Origin of the sequence: Streptomyces tremellae (assembly GCF_039540215.1) — a bacterium.
Classification (GTDB): domain Bacteria; phylum Actinomycetota; class Actinomycetes; order Streptomycetales; family Streptomycetaceae; genus Streptomyces; species Streptomyces tremellae.
The window spans coordinates 12,508-29,102 of record NZ_BAABEP010000016.1; the positions used below are offsets into that span (position 1 = coordinate 12,508).

The 16,595-nt window shown below is 73.4% G+C and carries 17 protein-coding genes; 6 read left to right on the forward strand and 11 right to left on the reverse strand.

Annotation, left to right across the window (positions count from 1 at the left end):
- The first annotated feature begins 5 nt into the window (after positions 1-5).
- On the forward strand, positions 6-1,019 hold the full coding sequence (locus ABEA77_RS13985) for an NlpC/P60 family protein (RefSeq protein WP_345646170.1): 1,014 nt from the start codon (positions 6-8) through the stop codon (positions 1,017-1,019).
- A 394-nt stretch (positions 1,020-1,413) separates the two neighbouring features.
- Positions 1,414-2,187 (forward strand): phosphatase PAP2 family protein, encoded by a 774-nt coding sequence (locus ABEA77_RS13990; protein ID WP_345646173.1) that lies wholly within the window; start codon positions 1,414-1,416, stop codon positions 2,185-2,187.
- Between the two features lie 30 nt (positions 2,188-2,217).
- Here ABEA77_RS13990 and ABEA77_RS13995 read toward each other — a convergent pair whose 3' ends face one another.
- From ABEA77_RS13995 to ABEA77_RS14015, 5 genes are all read right to left on the reverse strand, one after another.
- Entirely contained in the window at positions 2,218-2,739 is a 522-nt protein-coding gene (locus ABEA77_RS13995; RefSeq protein ID WP_345646176.1) for a sortase domain-containing protein, read from the reverse strand.
- 164 nt (positions 2,740-2,903) lie between these two features.
- A complete protein-coding gene (locus tag ABEA77_RS14000) occupies positions 2,904-3,929 on the reverse strand; it encodes a COG4315 family predicted lipoprotein (RefSeq protein WP_345646179.1) in 1,026 nt (341 codons plus the stop codon).
- A gap of 236 nt (positions 3,930-4,165) precedes the next feature.
- Positions 4,166-5,743, reverse strand: coding sequence for an FAD-binding oxidoreductase (locus ABEA77_RS14005; RefSeq protein ID WP_345646428.1), 1,578 nt, complete (start codon positions 5,741-5,743; stop codon positions 4,166-4,168).
- 468 nt (positions 5,744-6,211) lie between these two features.
- Complete coding sequence (locus ABEA77_RS14010) at positions 6,212-6,736, reverse strand: TIGR03086 family metal-binding protein (protein WP_345646182.1); 525 nt, start codon at positions 6,734-6,736, stop codon at positions 6,212-6,214.
- 219 nt (positions 6,737-6,955) lie between these two features.
- A complete protein-coding gene (locus ABEA77_RS14015; RefSeq protein ID WP_345646185.1) occupies positions 6,956-7,132 on the reverse strand; it encodes a hypothetical protein in 177 nt (58 codons plus the stop codon).
- A gap of 182 nt (positions 7,133-7,314) precedes the next feature.
- Here ABEA77_RS14015 and ABEA77_RS14020 point away from each other — a divergent pair, with 182 nt between their 5' ends.
- Entirely contained in the window at positions 7,315-8,172 is an 858-nt protein-coding gene (locus tag ABEA77_RS14020; RefSeq protein WP_345646188.1) for an SCO4651 family lipoprotein, read from the forward strand.
- A 160-nt stretch (positions 8,173-8,332) separates the two neighbouring features.
- The gene (locus ABEA77_RS14025) at positions 8,333-8,530 is read left to right on the forward strand and encodes a hypothetical protein (protein ID WP_345646191.1); all 198 of its coding nucleotides are present in this window, start codon (positions 8,333-8,335) and stop codon (positions 8,528-8,530) included.
- A 129-nt stretch (positions 8,531-8,659) separates the two neighbouring features.
- On the opposite strand, the gene ABEA77_RS14030 is transcribed toward ABEA77_RS14025, so the two are convergent.
- The gene (locus ABEA77_RS14030) at positions 8,660-9,022 is read right to left on the reverse strand and encodes a metal-sensitive transcriptional regulator (protein ID WP_345646193.1); all 363 of its coding nucleotides are present in this window, start codon (positions 9,020-9,022) and stop codon (positions 8,660-8,662) included.
- Positions 9,023-9,236: 214 nt separating this feature from the next.
- Here ABEA77_RS14030 and ABEA77_RS14035 point away from each other — a divergent pair, with 214 nt between their 5' ends.
- Together ABEA77_RS14035 and ABEA77_RS14040 are read left to right on the forward strand one after the other, a co-directional pair.
- On the forward strand, positions 9,237-9,857 hold the full coding sequence (locus tag ABEA77_RS14035; RefSeq protein ID WP_345646196.1) for a DUF47 domain-containing protein: 621 nt from the start codon (positions 9,237-9,239) through the stop codon (positions 9,855-9,857).
- A 5-nt stretch (positions 9,858-9,862) separates the two neighbouring features.
- Positions 9,863-10,861, forward strand: coding sequence for an inorganic phosphate transporter (locus ABEA77_RS14040; RefSeq protein WP_345646198.1), 999 nt, complete (start codon positions 9,863-9,865; stop codon positions 10,859-10,861).
- Positions 10,862-11,043: 182 nt separating this feature from the next.
- On the opposite strand, the gene pstB is transcribed toward ABEA77_RS14040, so the two are convergent.
- The 5 genes from pstB to ABEA77_RS14065 form a co-directional block, all read right to left on the reverse strand.
- Positions 11,044-11,820: a phosphate ABC transporter ATP-binding protein PstB gene (pstB, locus tag ABEA77_RS14045; protein ID WP_345646200.1), complete on the reverse strand. Its 777-nt coding sequence runs from the start codon at positions 11,818-11,820 to the stop codon at positions 11,044-11,046.
- Positions 11,821-11,855: 35 nt separating this feature from the next.
- A complete protein-coding gene (pstA, locus tag ABEA77_RS14050) occupies positions 11,856-12,935 on the reverse strand; it encodes a phosphate ABC transporter permease PstA (RefSeq protein ID WP_345646203.1) in 1,080 nt (359 codons plus the stop codon).
- Positions 12,932-13,948 (reverse strand): phosphate ABC transporter permease subunit PstC, encoded by a 1,017-nt coding sequence (pstC, locus tag ABEA77_RS14055; RefSeq protein ID WP_345646206.1) that lies wholly within the window; start codon positions 13,946-13,948, stop codon positions 12,932-12,934. Before pstC ends, pstA begins: the two co-directional genes overlap by 4 nt.
- A gap of 136 nt (positions 13,949-14,084) precedes the next feature.
- Positions 14,085-15,236, reverse strand: a complete 1,152-nt coding sequence (gene pstS / locus ABEA77_RS14060) for a phosphate ABC transporter substrate-binding protein PstS (protein ID WP_345646208.1) — start codon at positions 15,234-15,236, stop codon at positions 14,085-14,087.
- Positions 15,237-16,077: 841 nt separating this feature from the next.
- The gene (locus ABEA77_RS14065; protein WP_345646211.1) at positions 16,078-16,500 is read right to left on the reverse strand and encodes an NUDIX hydrolase; all 423 of its coding nucleotides are present in this window, start codon (positions 16,498-16,500) and stop codon (positions 16,078-16,080) included.
- Positions 16,501-16,595 lie beyond the last annotated feature (95 nt).

A 16,595-nucleotide genomic window follows, 5' to 3' on the forward strand; every position in this document is an offset into this window, starting at 1 on the left:
TGACGGTGCGCAAGACGTGGGTGGTCGGCGGCGCGGTCGGCGGGTGCGGGGCCGGGTTCGTGGGGCTGCTCGTCGTGGGGACGTTCGTGGCCGCCTCAGGGCTCGCGGGCGGCGCGGGTGGTGCGGTCGTCGGTCTTGCGAAGGGGGCGGTGCCCGCGGCGTACCAGTCGCTGGTGGAGCGCTTCGGCAACACGTGCTCGGCGATCAGCGAGCCGCTGCTGGCCGCGCAGATCTACCAGGAGAGTGGCTGGAATCCGACGGCCAAGAGCCCGGCGAACGCGTTCGGCATGGCGCAGTTCCTGCCGTCGACGTGGGCCGCGCACGCGGTGGACGGCGACGGCGACGGCGACCGGGACATATTCGACCCGGCGGACGCGATCGCCTCGGCCGCGGCGTACGACTGCGAGCTGGCGAAGAACGTGCGGCACGTGCCGGGCGACGTGACGGACAACATGCTCGCGGCCTACAACGCCGGTACGTACGCGGTCATCCAGCACAACGGCGTACCGCCGTACAAGGAGACGCAGGACTACGTCGCGCGGATCACCACGCTCGCCAAGAGCTTCGCGAAGCCCGTGGGGCGGGTGCCGCCGACGCAGCAGGCGGCGGGGGCGATCGACTTCGCGCAGGGCAAGCTGGGCACGCCGTACCTGTGGGGCGGCAACGGCACGCCTGAGCAGGGCGGAAGGTTCGACTGCTCGGGTCTGACGCAGGCGGCGTACCGGGCCGTGGGGGTGGAGCTGCCGCGCGTGGCGAACGACCAGTACAACGCGGGCCCGCACCCGTCGCGGGGCGAGCTGCTCCCCGGCGACCTGGTGTTCTTCTCCAACGACCTGTCCAACTCGCGGGCCATCCACCACGTCGGCATCTATGTGGGCGGCGGGTACATGATCGACGCGCCGCACACCGGCGCGAAGATCCGCTTCGACAAGATCGACAGCCCGGACTACTTCGGCGCGACCCGGGTCACCGCGTCCGGCGCCGCGTCGCTGCCGAAGGACCTGCCGGCGTCGGCGTGAGCGGGGTCCGCGTGAGGGATCTCCCCGCGCCTGCGTCGGCCGGGTCCGCCCGCGTCGGCCTGGGCCGGGTGCGGTCCGTGTCGCTGGGAGGGGGCCCGCGCCTCCTGCTGAGGCACCGTTGGGACGGGTGGGGCGCGAGAGGCGCGGGCCCTTCCACAGACGCTCACTCTGCGTCAAGTCGAGGCCCTGAGCTGGGGCGATGGGTCACTCTTCGATAACGTCATGGTGATCGTTCGGTGGAGTGCGGAACGCGGGCCGCGCGCAGGCCGTTCCCTGGACTGACTGCCCGTCGCCGACCGCCTGCCATGTGTCACATGTCACGCGCGGTGCGGCGGGTCCGACAGGGCACACGGCCGAGAGGCAAGGGCCAGGCAAGAGGCAAGGGGCCGCGGCAATGGCTGTACTCGCACTCGACGGTTCGAACCCCGATGTCAGCCTGCTCTACGACATCAACGGGCTGGCGCACAGCGCCCCCTCGTGGTTCGACCGCGCGGTGGAGTTCCTCGGGCGGTACGGCATCACGCTGGCCCTCGTCGTCACCGTGCTCGCCTGCTGGCTCGCGGTCAGGCGCCGCGGCTCCGTCCGCGACTCCGTGAGCGCGGTCGCCGGGCTGATCTGGGCGCCGCTCGCCGCGGGCGCCGCGCTGCTCGTCAACATCCCGGTGCGCCGCTTCGTGGCGCGGCCACGCCCTTCCGTCGACCACAAGGACCTCGACGTGCTGGTCTCCGGTCACCACGGCTTCGCGTTCGTCAGCGGCCAGGCGACGCTGGCCATGGCGATCGGTGTCGGTCTCTTCGTCGTGCACCGCAAGTACGGGCTCGCCGCGATCGGGCTCGCCGTAGTGGAGGGCTTCACCCAGGTCTACGTCGGCGTCCACTACCCCACGGACGTCGTCGGCGGCTTCGCCCTCGGCACCGCAGTCGCGCTGCTGCTCACGCCGGTCGCCATGGCGCTGCTGACCCCGCTGGTCTCGGCGCTCGCCGCGTCCGGGGCCGGCCGCCTCGTCAGGTCGCGTCGCGCCGGCGCCGGGCCACTGGAGACGGCGGACCCGGCGGACGCCGGCGAGGGCGGCGAGGACGGCGAGGGGGGCGCGAGACCGCATCACGCCGACACCCGCGAGCTGGGCGTGGGCGACCCACGGCCCGACGACACGAACCTCGCGGCCTGAGCCGGGTCGGCCGCGCCGCGGCCCCGCCTCTCAGCGACCTCCGCTCCCCGCGACGGCCACCGCGCTGACCACCACGTTGGCGTCCCAGTGGCCGTCTGGCCCGACCACCCCGCCGCAGGTGATCAGGCGCAGTTCCGCGTCCCGTGTCGGCCCGTACACCCGCGCCGTGGGGAAGCGGCGCGTCGGGTACGTGTCGACGCGCGTCACCCGGAACGCCACGCGGGAGCCGTCGCCGCGCTCCACGTCGACCCGGTCGCCCGGGTGCAGCCTGCCGATCCGGGCGAAGGCGCCGTCGCGCAGCCGCGCGGGGCCGACGCGCCTGCCGTGCAGATACGTGTTGCCCGGCGCGTCCCTGTGCCCGACGAAGACGGCGGGGCCCGGCCGGCCGGGCCGCGGGCCCAGCGCGTACCAGCCCGCCTTCGCCGCGTCCGCGAAGCCCGGCACGTCGAGGCTGCCCGCGGCGTCGAGCGCCAGTGGAAGCACGCCGGCGGTCAGGCCGAGCGCGGGGACGCGCAGCCGCACGGGCGCGCTGTCCGCGTCGGTGACCGGCACGGGGTGCGGTGCGGCCTTCGACCGCGGCGGCAGCGGGCCGGGTGACCCGGTGTGCGCGGGCCACAGCTGGAGGGCCAGAGCCGCCGCCGCGCACACCCCGGCGAGCAGCGCGAGCAGGGTGACGGCCCGGTGGAAGCGGGGCGCGGGCGCGCGGTTCCCGGCCGTCAGTGCTCACCGCCCGCCGGGGTGCCGCGCAGCCTGCGCACAGCCACGAGGCAGACAGCGCAGGCCGCGGCGGCGGCCCCGATGACGAGGGCGACGCGGGCCGCGACGGACGCGGCCGGCCGGTCGGCGACGACCGCCACGGGGTGCACCGCCCCGCCGCTCGCCGCGCCGGACGGCGTCACCTGGAGCGCCCCGACCGCGGCGGGCGAGGTCCGCGGGGCGGCCGGGACCGCTGCGGTGGACCTGGCTGGGGTGGCGGTCGGGGCTGCCGGGTGCGAGCGGGCCGGTGCGGCCCCCGTACCGGACGTGGCTGGTGGGGCTCCGGTGTGGGGGACAGCTGGTGGGGCTGCCGCGCGGGACCGAGTGGGGGCGCCTGCCGTCCGGGCTGGGGCCGGTGGGGCTTGGGTGTGGGAGGTGGCTGGTGGGGCTGCCGGGTGGGACGTGGTGTGTCCGGACGCGTGGTGTCGGGTGTCCGGTGGTGGCGTGGGGGCCGGGCGTTCGGGGCGGGAGGTCGCCGTGCCGATCTCGCCGCCGGCCGGCGGGAGCGGGGTGCCGTCGGGGGCGACCAGCAGGAAGCCGTCCACGAGCCCGCCCTCGGGGCGGTGGTGGGGGCGGTCCTTCGCGTAGTAGTAGAGGGGGTGGCCCGCGTAGACGACCTGCGGGAGGGCGCTGCCGGGGGCGTGGCGCGGGGTGTGGGTGACCTCGCCGGTGACGCCGCGGGCCCGTACGGGGGAGCCCACCGCGGGCGGGAAGAGGGCGGCGCACCGGCCGGTGCAGCCCGGCGTGCCGTGCCGGTCGGCCTCCCGCAGGTAGAGGGGGGCGCCGTGCGCGTCGGCGAGGGCCGCGCCCTCCGCCGTGCTGATCAGGGTCAGCTTCCCGGGCCGCGTCGGCCTGTCCACCGCGGTGGCGGTGCCCGCGGCCGACAGGACGAGCAGCGCGGCCGTGGCGGTCGCCGCGGTGAGCGCGCGGGGGCGGCGGGCGGGCGGGGCCGTGGGCAGGGGCGGAGGCGGCGCGGCAGCAGGCATGGAACCAGGCCATCCGCAGCCGCCCCCCGCGGCAACGCCGGTGAGCCGTCCGGGGGAACGGGCCGCGCCCCGGACACCCCCGGCGGCGGCCCAGGGAATCCCGGGGCCCTACAGCCCTTGGCTCCACCCGCCCCTGGCTCCGCCCGCCCTTGGCTCCACCAGCTCTTGGCTCCGCCAGCCCCGGGCTCCGCCAGCCCCGGGCTCCGCCAGCCCCGGGCTCCGCCCGCCCCTGGGGCCTACAGCCCCTGGGCGAAGGCGAGGAGGCCGTCCGGGTCGTACTGCTTCTTCAGCCGGGTGAGGCGGTCCGCGGCCGAGCCGTAGTAGGCGCTGCGCCAGTCGGAGAGCGTCGGGTCCGCGTAGTTCTGGTACGCCGCGCCCGACGCGTACCTGCGCAGCGCGCGGTGCGTGGTGCCGAGCCACGCGCGGTGGGCGCCGCCGGTGCCGGTCGGCTGCCAGGACGCCACGTACTGGGCGAGCATCCGGGAGCGGCGGTGGACGAACGCGGTCGCCGCGGGGGCGACGCGGTTCACGGCGCCGCCGAGCGCCGTCAGGGCGAGCGAGGCGCCGCCGCCCTGCGCGGCGGGCAGCCGGGTGAAGGCCTCGACCGCGCCGAGCAGCGCCCTGCGGCCCCCGGCGTCGAGCGACCTGTCGTAGAAGTCGGAGGCGGCCGCGTAGGTCTCGCGCCGCAGCGCGCCCTGGCCGGAGCGGCCCGGGAGCGTGCCGGGCAGGGCGCACTGGGCGCTGCTCAGGCCCGAGCAGCCGCCGAAGACCGCCATGGCGTCCTCGAAGCCGCGGGTGCGCAGGGAGACGGAGCTCGCGGGTCCTGGGCCGCCCGCCCGGTCGGCGAGCCGGTCGACCGCGGTGTGGAGGTCGGCCTCGCCGCCGAGGGAGAACACGCTCACCGAGGCGGTCGGCGCCACCCCGCCTGGGCCCGCGTCGAAGTGCAGCGACGACCAGATCTCGTCGGGCTGGTCAGGGCCCCACTCCTGCCAGGACGCGAGCAGGGCGTCCGCCCGCGCCCAGGGCCAGTTGAGGAACGCGACGACGCCCTCGGGCGCCGGGTGGGTGCGGAAGCGCAGCGAGGTGACGACGCCGAAGTTGCCGTTGCCCGCGCCGCGCAGGGCCCAGAACAGGTCGCTCTCGCGGGCGGGGTCGACGGTGCGGGTGGTGCCGTCAGCGGTGACGAGGGTGGCCGACGTGAGGCTGTCGCAGGCGAGGCCGTATGCGCGCGAGGTGACGCCGTGGCCGCCGCCGAGCGCGAGTCCGGCGACGCCGACCGTGGGGCAGGACCCGGCGGGGATCGTACGGCCGCGCTCGGCGAGCGCCCGGTAGACCCCGGCGAGCCGGGCGCCCGCGCCGACGGTGGCGCCGGTGGCGGTGGCCTCGACGGAGTCGAGCCGCGACACGTCGACGACGAGCCGGCCGTTGCCGCTCGACCAGCCGCCGTACGAGTGGCCGCCGCCGCGTATCGCGACCGGCGTGCGGTGCGCGCGGGCGAACGCGAGGCACTCCCTGATGTCGTCCTCACCGCGCACATAGGCGACCGCGGCCGGTTTCAGGCCGTCGTAGCGGGTGTTGTAGAGCTGCCGCGCGGTCGCGTAGTCGGCGTCGCCCGGCCGTATCAGGTCGCCGTCGAGGCCCTTGCCGAGCGCGCTCCAGCGGGGCGCGCCGGGGGATCCCGAGGACGGGGGCGGGCTGGTGGGGCGGGTGGTGCCCGAGGCGCGGCCGGGGCCCGGCGTGCCGTCGTCGCAGCCGGCCAGGGCGGCGGTGGCGGCGAGCGCCGACACGGCGACCAGCACGGACCTGCGCCGCACCGGCCGTTCCACGGCGGGGCCGGTGCCCCCGGGCGCCGGTGCGGACGCGGACGCGGGCGTGCCGCCGTCCGGCGCGGCGGTGGGACTGCTCATGTGGTCGACCCCTCCCGCGAAGGACAGAAGTGTGGGGATGTGTCCCGTGGGGAGCGTCCTTCGCCAGTACCCGACGGTACGAGGGAGGCGTCCCGCGCGGGGAGGGGGTGGCGGGAACGGGAAACGCGACGGCCGGAGGGGGCCGTGGGGATCCGCCGCCGTGCGGCAGGGGCCGGGGGCCGCGCCGCGTTGCGCCCGGAACCCGTGGCCGAGGCCATCATCACCGGGGTGGCCAGACCGAACGACGTATGACCACGTGCGGGCGGACCGGAAGCGGGACCGGCCGCTGCGGGATCGAGGGGTGGGCCGGCGGGAGGGTGCGGCCGCGCGCCCGCCGACGTGCGTGGGCGGACTGCCCGGCGCCTTCGGCCAGACTCAGACAGAGACTGTTCGACCCGACAGCGCGGCGAGCCGGTCGACGCCGGGCGCGTCCTCGGCCACCGGCTGCGGGTCCTTGAGATTCCGCAGGTGCGGCGGGAGCCGGGGGTTCATGAACTCGCAGAACGCGATGATGCGCTCCGCGACGGAGTCCGTGAACGACGGGACTCGTCCGGTGGCACGGCCCAGATCCCAGCCGTGGATGAGGTGTTCCATCGTCAGGATGTCGAGCGCCGTCCGGCCGGGCATGTGGCCGAGCCGGGTGGTGACCGTGCGCGCCGGGGCGTCCTCCTGCTCGAACGCCGCGACGAGCACCGCCGTGTTGTCCTGGAAGGCGGAGGTGGTCGGCTTGTCACCCCCGGTCATCGTGACCCGGAACCTCCGCTGGACGTCGAGCAGATGGTCCACGACCGCGTGGACGTCCCACTTGCTGCAGGGCGTGGGCAGCGACCACTCCTTCCCGTCGAGCGACTCGATGAGCCGCCCCACTTCACGGGCGACGTCGGCGGTCACTGCGGTCACGTGTGTCTGCGGTGTCGAGTTGCTCCGGTATCGAGCTGCCGGCGGGCGAGCGGTGCTCCCTGCCCACGACGCGGCTGCCCGCGCGCACCGTCTCGAAGCGCCCGGACCCCGCCTGGTGCGCGGGTGCGGCTGTCCCGGGCCGGCAGGACACCGGCCCGCCTTCCGGGCTCGCTCGTCACCCCGCTGGACCATGCCCGGCCTCGCGGCGGAGGCGCCGGGCTACGCCGTCGTCTCGTGGGTGCGGGCGTCGGTGCGGGCGAGGTCGCGGGATCTGCGGGCGGGGCCGCGCCAGCCGCAGGCGCAGCGCGCGGAGCAGAACGCGCCGCGTTCGACGGTCGTCGCGGAGTGTGGCGGGGTGGCGGGCTCTGGGGCGGTGTCGGGAGGCTGGTCGCACACGCCGTCCACCGTACTCGCGGCCGGAGCGTGCGGGCCCGGAGCGGCCCCCGGCCAACGCGTGGGGCCCGTACGGGACATGGGCCGCCCTGGCCGTGCGGCGTGACCGGTCGGCGCGCGGCGTCGTTATCCGGACCGTCAGGGGGTTCGGCACACGGCGGTCCGGCGCTGGGGGTTGGCAGGCGATGGTGGAGCGGCAGCGGGACCGCGGGAGGGCGCGGCGCGGGCACGGCGGCGGGCGCGCTGCCCTCGCGCTCGCGGTGATGGCCGGGATCGTGGCGTCGGCCTGCGGCTGCGGCGCCTCGGGCGGCGCGGCGGCGGACGGCGCGGACGGCGGCACGGCGGCCGTACGGGGCGCGGCGGGGACGCTGGTCGCGGCGGGCAGCGCCCGCGCGGTCACGTCGATGGAGATGGCCGCGGGCGGCACCCGGGTCACGATCCGCGGCGAGGGCGGATACGACTTCAGGCGCCGGATCGGCAGCCTCACGGTCACGCTGCCGAAGGACCCGACCGGCTCGCCCGAGCACCGGCCGATCACGGAACTGCTCTCGCCCTCACTGCTCTACATGAAGAACCGGGGCGCCGGGGTGCCCGCGGGCAAGTGGGTGCGGATCGACTCGGCGACCCTGGCGGACGGGAACCTCGTCACCGGCGGCGCGACGGACCCGCTGACCGCGGCGGAGCTGCTCGGCTCCGCGGGGAAGGTGTCCTTCGCCGGCACGGAGGACCTCGCGGGGACCTCCGTGCGGCACTACCGGGGCGTGGCGGACCTCGGCGCCGCCGCCAGGGGCGCGGCGCCGTACGCGCGGGGCGCGCTGGCCGCGGCGGTGCGGGGGAAGGGGTTCGGTTCGGCGGCGGTGCCCTTCGACGCGTACGTGGACGGCGAGGGCCGGCTGCGCAAGGTCAGGCAGCGCTTCACCTATCTCAACCAGGGCAAGCCGGTCACGGTCGCCTCGACCACCGTGCTGTACGGCTTCGGCGCGCGGGTCTCCGTGCTGCTGCCGCGCGCCGCCGACATCTACGCGGGGCGCGTCAGGGACTGACGCCCGCGGCCGGGGCCGGAAGAGGGCCCGCACGGCCGGCCGGGGCCGGCCTCCGCGGCGGGGCCGCTCGGAAAGATGGGCGCCAAATGGTCCGGAAGTGCCATGCGCGGTGCGTGTCGCCCTCCGTACGCTAGGAGGCCGACACGGACCGAGAGAGGTGATGCACGTGGCTCCGTTGCGTACGCCGATCGTTCAGGACCACGTGGCCCTCGTCGAGATCGAGTTGTGCGGAGAGTTGATGATCGCGGCGTCGGCCGCGGACGGGGACCGGCTCAGCCCCGACCGGATCGACGAGGTGCTGAGGACGGCGGCCGAGCGGGCCGCGAGGCTCCGGCAGCCCGTACGGGACTGGCAGTGACGCCTCGGCTCCGGACCGTTGAGAACCGGCCATGCCCCGGAGCCGGGCGTCGGCCCGCGAGGGTCGGATATCTCACGTGGCGGTCGGGTTTGCCGCGTGCCGCGGGCTGGGAAACCGGACGTGTCGGCCTCAGGTGCGCAGCAGGCGGGCGATGGCCTGCTTGGCCTCCTCCACCTTCTCGTCGATCTCCGCGCCGCCCTTGACGGCCGCGTCGGCGACGCAGTGCCGCAGGTGCTCCTCAAGGAGCTGGAGCGCGAAGGACTGCAGCGCCTTGGTGGAGGCGGAGACCTGCGTGAGTATGTCGATGCAGTAGACGTCCTCGTCGACGAGCCGCTGGAGGCCCCTGATCTGGCCTTCGATCCTGCGCAGCCGTTTGAGGTGCTCGTCCTTCTGCTTGTGGTAGCCGTACACCTGGTGGCCGTGGTGCGGGCCGGGGGACGGCGCGGCGGAGGGCGGTTCGCCGGTCGCGCCGGTCGCGTCCGTGGTCGTCATGGCGTCCTCCGTGGTCAGCCGCGCGGCGGTCCGCGGGGACCGCCGGTGTCCGTTTGCAGGAGTGGCGAGGTATACCCCCTGCGGGTATATGGTACCTCTACGGGGAGCTTCGGGCAGGGGGTCCTTCAGGGCGGCCGTCCCGGATGAGCGACACTGGCATCCCGCTCATCTAGCATCGGCCTGACCGAATCCCATGTAACCCCGAGGACTCCAGGTGCGTTTTCGTCTGACCCCCAGGGAGACGAGCTTCTACGACATGTTCGCCGCGTCGGCGGACAACATCGTCACCGGCTCCAAGCTCCTGATGGAACTCCTCGGTGCGGACTCCTCCGCGAAGGCCGAGATCGCAGAACGGATGAGGGCCGCGGAGCACGCGGGTGACGACGCCACCCACGCGATCTTCCACCAGCTGAACTCCTCGTTCATCACGCCCTTCGACCGCGAGGACATCTACAACCTCGCGTCCTGTCTCGACGACATCATGGACTTCATGGAAGAGGCGGTCGACCTGGTCGTCCTCTACAACATCGAGGAGCTGCCGCGGGGCGTCGAGCAGCAGATCGAGGTCCTCAGCAGGGCCGCCGACCTGACGGCCGAGGCCATGCCGCACCTGCGGACGATGAGCAACCTCACCGAGTACTGGATCGAGATCAACCGGCTGGAGAACCAGGCCGACCAGATCCACCGCAAGCTGCTCGCCCACCTCTTCAACGGCAAGTACGACGCGATGGAGGTGCTCAAGCTCAAGCAGATCGTCGATGTGCTTGAGGAGGCCGCCGACGCGTTCGAGCACGTCGCGAACACGGTGGAGACCATCGCGGTCAAGGAGTCCTGAGCTTCGTGGACACCCTCGCGCTGATCGTGACCATCGGTGTCGCGCTCGGATTCACCTACACCAACGGCTTCCACGACTCCGCGAACGCGATCGCCACCTCCGTGTCGACCCGCGCGCTCACCCCGCGCGCCGCCCTCGCGATGGCGGCGGTGATGAACCTGGCCGGCGCGTTCCTCGGGCAGGGCGTCGCCGAGACTGTCAGCAAGGGCCTGATCGGCACGCCCCACGGCGACCAGGGGATGGGCATCCTCTTCGCCGCCCTCGCGGGCGCGGTCGCGTGGAACGTGGCGACCTGGCGGCTCGGACTGCCGTCGTCCTCGTCGCACGCGCTGTTCGGCGGGCTCGTGGGCGCGGCGCTGGCCGGCGGCAGCGCGGTGATCTGGTCGGGGGTGGTCGAGAAGGTCGTCATCCCGATGTTCCTCTCGCCCGTGGTCGGGCTGATCGTCGGCTATCTGGTGATGCTGGCGATCCTGTGGCTGTTCCGCCGCTCCAACCCGCACAAGGCCAAGCGCGGCTTCCGCATCGCCCAGACCGTCTCGGCGGCGGGCATGGCGCTCGGGCACGGCCTCCAGGACGCGCAGAAGACCATGGGTGTCGTGGTGCTCGCGCTGGTCATCTCGGGCGAGGAGGACTCGACGGCCTCCATCCCGGTGTGGGTGAAGATCGTCTGCGCGCTGATGCTCTCGCTCGGCACGTACGCGGGCGGCTGGCGGATCATGCGGACGCTGGGGCGGAAGATCATCGAGCTGGATCCGCCGCAGGGGTTCGCCGCGGAGACGACCGGCGCGTCGATCCTCTACGTGACCTCGTACATCTTCCAGGCGCCGGTGTCCACGACCCATGTGATCACTTCGGCGATCATGGGCGTGGGTGCGACCAAGCGGGTCAACGCGGTGCGCTGGGGCGTCGGCAGGAACATCGTGATCGGCTGGTTCATCACCATGCCGGCCGCGGGTGCCGTCGCGGCGATCGTGTACTGGATCATCAAGGCGGTCTTCGGCTGAGGCGGCTGCGGCCCCCGAGACCCCTGCGGCCTCCGAGGTTCCTGAGGCCCCTGCGGCGCTCGGGCCGTGGTGGCCGCGTGCGGACGCGGTACGGGCCCGCCCTCCGCGGAGGGCGGGCCCTTCTCGTCCCGCGGTGGCACCGCCATGCAGCACCGCGGAACGTCTCGGTCCGGCGGCCTGGGTCACCCGAAGCGGCCGGAGATGTAGTCCTCCGTGGCCTGGACGGACGGGTTGGAGAAGATGCGCTCGGTCTCGTCGATCTCGATGAGCTTGCCGGGCTGGCCGACCGCCGCGAGGTTGAAGAAGGCCGTACGGTCCGAGACGCGGGCCGCCTGCTGCATGTTGTGCGTCACGATGACGATCGTGAAGCGCTCCTTGAGCTCGCCTATCAGGTCCTCGATCGCGAGCGTCGAGATCGGGTCGAGCGCCGAGCACGGCTCGTCCATCAGCAGGACGTCCGGCTCGACCGCGATCGCGCGGGCGATGCACAGGCGCTGCTGCTGGCCGCCGGAGAGGCCGGCGCCCGGCTTGTTCAGCCGGTCCTTGACCTCGTTCCAGAGGTTCGCGCCGGTCAGGGACTTCTCGACGATCCCGTCCAGCTCCGACTTGCGGGTGCGGCCGTTGAGCCGCAGGCCCGCCGCGACGTTGTCGTAGATGGACATCGTCGGGAACGGGTTCGGCCGCTGGAAGACCATGCCGACCGTGCGGCGCACGGAGACCGGGTCGACCCCTGAGCCGTACAGGTTCTCGTCGTCGAGGAGGACCTTGCCCTCGACGCGGCCACCGGGGGTGACCTCGTGCATCCGGTTCAGGGTGCGCAGGAAGGTGGACTTGCCGCAGCCGGACGGGCCGATGAAGGCCGTCACCGTACGGGGTTCCACGGTCATCGAGATGTCGTCGATCGCTCGGAAGCCGCCGTAGAAGGCGCTCAGTCCGCTGACGTCGATGCGCTTGGCCATGGGTACTGCTCTCCATCTGGTCTCGGGTGGCCGCGTCAGCGACCGGACGTCTTCGGGGCCTTCCAGCGGGCGATGCCGCGGGCGATCAGGTTCAGGATCATCACGAGGATGATCAGCACGAGGGCCGCGGCCCAGGCGCGGTCGTAGCTCGCGGTGTTGCCCAGGTTGTACTGCTCGTAGATGTAGAAGGGCAGCGACGACTGCGGGCCGTTGAACGGATCGTTGTTGATCACCTGGCTGCCGAAGACCAGCAGCAGGACCGGCGCGGTCTCGCCCGCGATACGGGCGACGGCCAGCACGATGCCGGTGATGATGCCGCCGATGGACGTCGGTATGACGATGCTGGTGATCGTGCGCCACTTGGGCACGCCGAGGGCGTACGACGCCTCGCGCAGCTCGTTCGGGACGAGCTTGAGCATCTCCTCGGTGGAGCGCACGACGATCGGCATCATCAGGATCGTCAGGGCCAGCGACCCGGCGAAGCCGGAGAAGCCGAAGCCCAGGATGAGGATCCAGAAGGACAGGATGAACAGGCCGGCGACGATCGACGGGATGCCCGTCATGACGTCGACGAAGAACGTGATGGCCTTGGCCAGGGAGCCCTTGCCGTACTCGACCAGGTAGATCGCGGTGAAGACGCCGATAGGCACGGCGATGACGGTGGCGATGCCGACCTGTTCGAGCGTGCCGATGATCGCGTGGTAGACGCCGCCGCCGGGTTCGGTGCCGAGCACGCCGCTCATCGAGTGGCTGAGGAAGGCGCCGTCGAGCACCTTCACGCCCTTCGCGACGGTCGTCTCGATCAGGGAGACCAGCGGGACGACCGCCAGGATGAAGCAGGCGTAGACGAGGCTGGTCGCCACCCGGTCCTTGGCCTGCCGCCGGCCGTCCACGGTCCGCGTGACGACGTAGTTCGCGGCGACGAACAGGACGAGCGCGATCAGGCCCCACTGGATGCGGCTGCTCAGACCGGCGATCGCGCCGATGCCGCAGCCGACGAGGACCGCGGCGACGGCGAGGGCGAGCGGCGTCCAGCGGGGGAGCCGGTTGCGGGCGAGCGGCGAGCCGGGCGCGCCGGCCCGCGCGGTGTCGAGGTCGTTCACGGTGTGGCTCATGCGTCGACCCCCGAGTACTCCTTGCGGCGCGCGATGATCAGGCGGGCCGCGCCGTTGACGATCAGCGTGATGACGAACAGCACCAGACCGCCGGCGATCAGCGCGTCCCTGCCGAAGTCGGTGGCCTCGCCGAAGTGCGCGGCGATGTTCTGGGCGAACGTGCCGCCCTGCGGGTCGAGCAGGTGCAGCGAGAGCACCGAGGAGGACGAGAGGACCGTCGCGACGGCCATCGTCTCGCCGAGCGCGCGGCCGAGTCCGAGCATCGAGGCGCTGATCACGCCGGAGCGCGCGAACGGCAGCACGGAGAGGCGGATGACCTCCCAGCGGGTCGCGCCGAGGGCGAGGGCCGCCTCCTCGTGCATGCGCGGAACCTGCCGGAAGACCTCACGGCTCACGTTGGTGATGATCGGCACGATCATGATCGCGAGCAGGATCGACACGGTGAACAGCGAGCGCGCGGCGGAACCGGGCGACGACTGGTCGAAGACGTAGGTCCAGCCGAAGTACTTGTCGAGCCAGAGGTCGAGGCCGTTCATGTGCGGCACGAGGAACAGCGCGCCCCACAGGCCGTAGACGATGCTGGGCACGGCCGCGAGCAGGTCCACGAGGTAGGCGAGCGGCGCGGCGACCCTGCGGTGCGCGTAGTGCGTGATGAACAGCGCGATGCCGAGGGAGACCGGCACGGCGATCGCCATGGCGATGATCGAGCTGACGACCGTGCCGAAGGCGAGGACCGCGATGCCGAACACCGGCGGGGTGCTGTCGGCGTTCCACTCGAAGGTGGTGAAGAAGTTGCCGTGGTCCTGGGAGATCGCGTTGACCGCGCGGTAGGTGAGGAAGCCGGCGATGGCGGCCATCACCACGAGCAGCAGGATGCCGGAGCCCCCGGAGAAGCCGAGGAAGATCCGGTCGCCCGGGCGGAGCGCGGGGCGCTTCTCGACGCCGCCCTCGGCCCCGTTCGGCGGGGTGGGCGGGCTCGGTGGCGGCGCGTCGGCCGTCTGGGTCATGTCCATAGATGTGTCTCCGGTCTGGTGGGGGAGCAGCGCTCCCCCGGCGGCGGTGCACCGGATGTACGCAGGCCCCGCGGGGCCGGGAGCCATGCGGGGCCTGCGTACATGGATCAGCGGACGGGGTGGGTGGCCCCGCGGGTCAGGAGAGCGAACCGATCGCGGTACGGACCTGCGTGGCGATGTTGTCCGGCAGCGGCGCGTAGCCCAGCGAGCTGATCTGCTTCTGGGCGTCGTCGCTCGCGATGTAGTTCAGGAAGGACTTCGTGGCGTCGAGGGTCGCCGCCTTGTTGCCCTTGTCGCAGAGGATCTCGTTGGTCACCAGGGTGATGGGCCAGGCGCCCTCGGCCTTGGTGGTGTAGTCGAGCTGGAGGGCGAGGTCGCCGCCCGTGCCGACGACCTTGGCGTCCGCGACGGCCTTCGACGCGGAGTCGGCGCTGACCTTGACCGGGGCGGAGGCGCCGGTGTCCAGCTGGACCGTCGGGAGCTGGTTGGAGTTGGCGTACGAGAGCTCGGCGTAGCCGATGGCGCCCGCGGTCTGCTTGACCTGCGAGGCGACGTTGGCGGAGCCCTGCGCGGACTGGCCGCCCTTGGCCTGCCAGGTCTGGCCGCCGGAGAAGGGCCAGTCGCTCTTGGCGGCGGCGATCAGGTACTTGGTGAAGTTGTCCGTCGTGCCGGAGTCGTCCGAGCGGTGGAAGGGCTGGATCGCCGTGGCGGGCAGCTTGGCGCCCGGGTTCAGCTTGGCGATGGCCGGGTCGTTCCACTTGGTGATCTTCGAGTTGAAGATCTTCGCCACGGTCGGGGCGTCCAGCGTCAGGTCGTCGACGCCGGGGACGTTGTAGATCACCGAGATCGGGCCGCCGACCATGGGCAGGTCGATGGCCTGGCCGCCGGAGCAGACCTTCTTGGACTGCGTGATCTGCTCGGGCTTGAGCGGCGAGTCGGAGCCCGCGAACGCCGTCTGGCCCTGGAGGAACTGCTGCACGCCCGCGCCGGAGCCGATGCCCTTGTAGTTGATCTGGGTGCCGGAGCAGGACTGCATGAAGTTCTTGACCCACTGGTCCATGGCGTTCTGCTGGGCCGTGGAGCCGGAGGCCAGCAGGTTGCCCGAGCCCTTGCCGCAGTCGATGGCACCCGCGGCCGGGGAGGCGCTCGTGCCGCCGGAGGCGCTCGCGCTCGCGCCGCTGCCGCTGCTGTTGTCGTCCGAGCCACACGCCGTGAGAACCAGGGCGCCTGACACGGCGAGGGCACCGAGCGCGGTGGCACGCAGCCCGTTCTTGCGCAGAAGCTTCACTTCGGGTGTTTCCTTCCAGGAGCCGCCGTTCGTCTCGGAATGTGATGGCGGCGTGCGTCGGGTGAGCCGGTCCCGCGCCGTGGGGCGCGTCACCTGGTAAGCCCGAAATTAGGCAGATGAGGTGAAGCCGTCTGCGGGGTGAAATGAACGAGGGGTGAACCGTGGGGGACGGCCTGGTTCGGCCCCGGCGTCTAGCGCCCGAAGGTGTCGGTTCGGCCGTCGCCGAGGTGTCGATTCAGGCGCGCTTCCGCCTCCCGCGCGGGCATCGGCGGAACGGCGCGCCGTTCCCTGCCGCGTGCCCGCCCGCCGGGCGCGGGCGTACGGGCGCGGGCGTCCGAGTGCGGGCGGCCGTCCCCTCGGGTGGCGCTGCCGCTGCCGCTGCCGCTGCCGCTGGCGCTGCCGCTGGCGCCGGCCGTGCGAGCCGTCGCCGGGGTCCGGCCGAGGCGGGTCCGAGCATGCCAGGGCGGGCCCAGGGCGCGGGGCGCGGGGCGGTGGCCCGCTCGGCTGCCGCCGGGCCCGCGGGCCGGACCGAGGGCGGTTCAGGCTGCCGGGCCCTGTGGCTGAGAAGCACCCGCGCAGGGGACGGGGCGCCGTGGTGCCCGTGGTGTCCTTGGTGTCCTTGGTGTCCTTGGTGTCCGTGGTGTCCGTGGTGCCGGGGTGTCCGTGGTGCCGTGGTGTCCGTGGTGTCCGTGGTGCCGTGGTATCCGTGGTGCCCGGGGTGCCCGGGGTGTCCGTGGTGTCCGGGGTGCCGGGGGTCGGCTGGGTGGCCGGAGGCCGGTCGGGACCGGATGCGCACCGTTGGCATCGGTGCGTCAGCCGGTGGGCGCGGGTGCAGGGGTGGTCAGGTGTGGTCGGGGGCGAGGCGGTCGAGGAGGGCGCGGTCGCGGGGGTGGGTCAGACGGTCGCGGGCGGCGGCGGGCGGGAGCCACAGGACGCGGTCGACCTCGTGGTTGGGGGCGAACGCGCCGCCGCTCTCCTCGGCCGCCCAGTACGTGACGGACTTGGACCGCCCCTCGGCCTCGTAGCGCACCGTGCCGAGGCACGGGCCGGTCACGCAGTAGTGGCCGGTCTCCTCAAGCACCTCGCGCAGCGCCCCGGCCAGTGCGCTCTCACCCGGCCCGAGCTTGCCCTTCGGGTGCGACCAGTCGTCGTACTTCGGCCGGTGCACGAGGCAGATCTCCACGGTGCCGCCCACGCTCCGCCACAGGACGCAGCCGGCGGCGAGTACCGTGCCGTCCGGTCCCCCGGGATCCGCTGCCGTCATGGTCACCGCCGTTCACGTCGCGTCGTGGGCCGCACACCGCTGGACCGTATGCCCCGCGGGTCCGGGGCCCATCCGCGCCCGGCAGGGAAAACCGC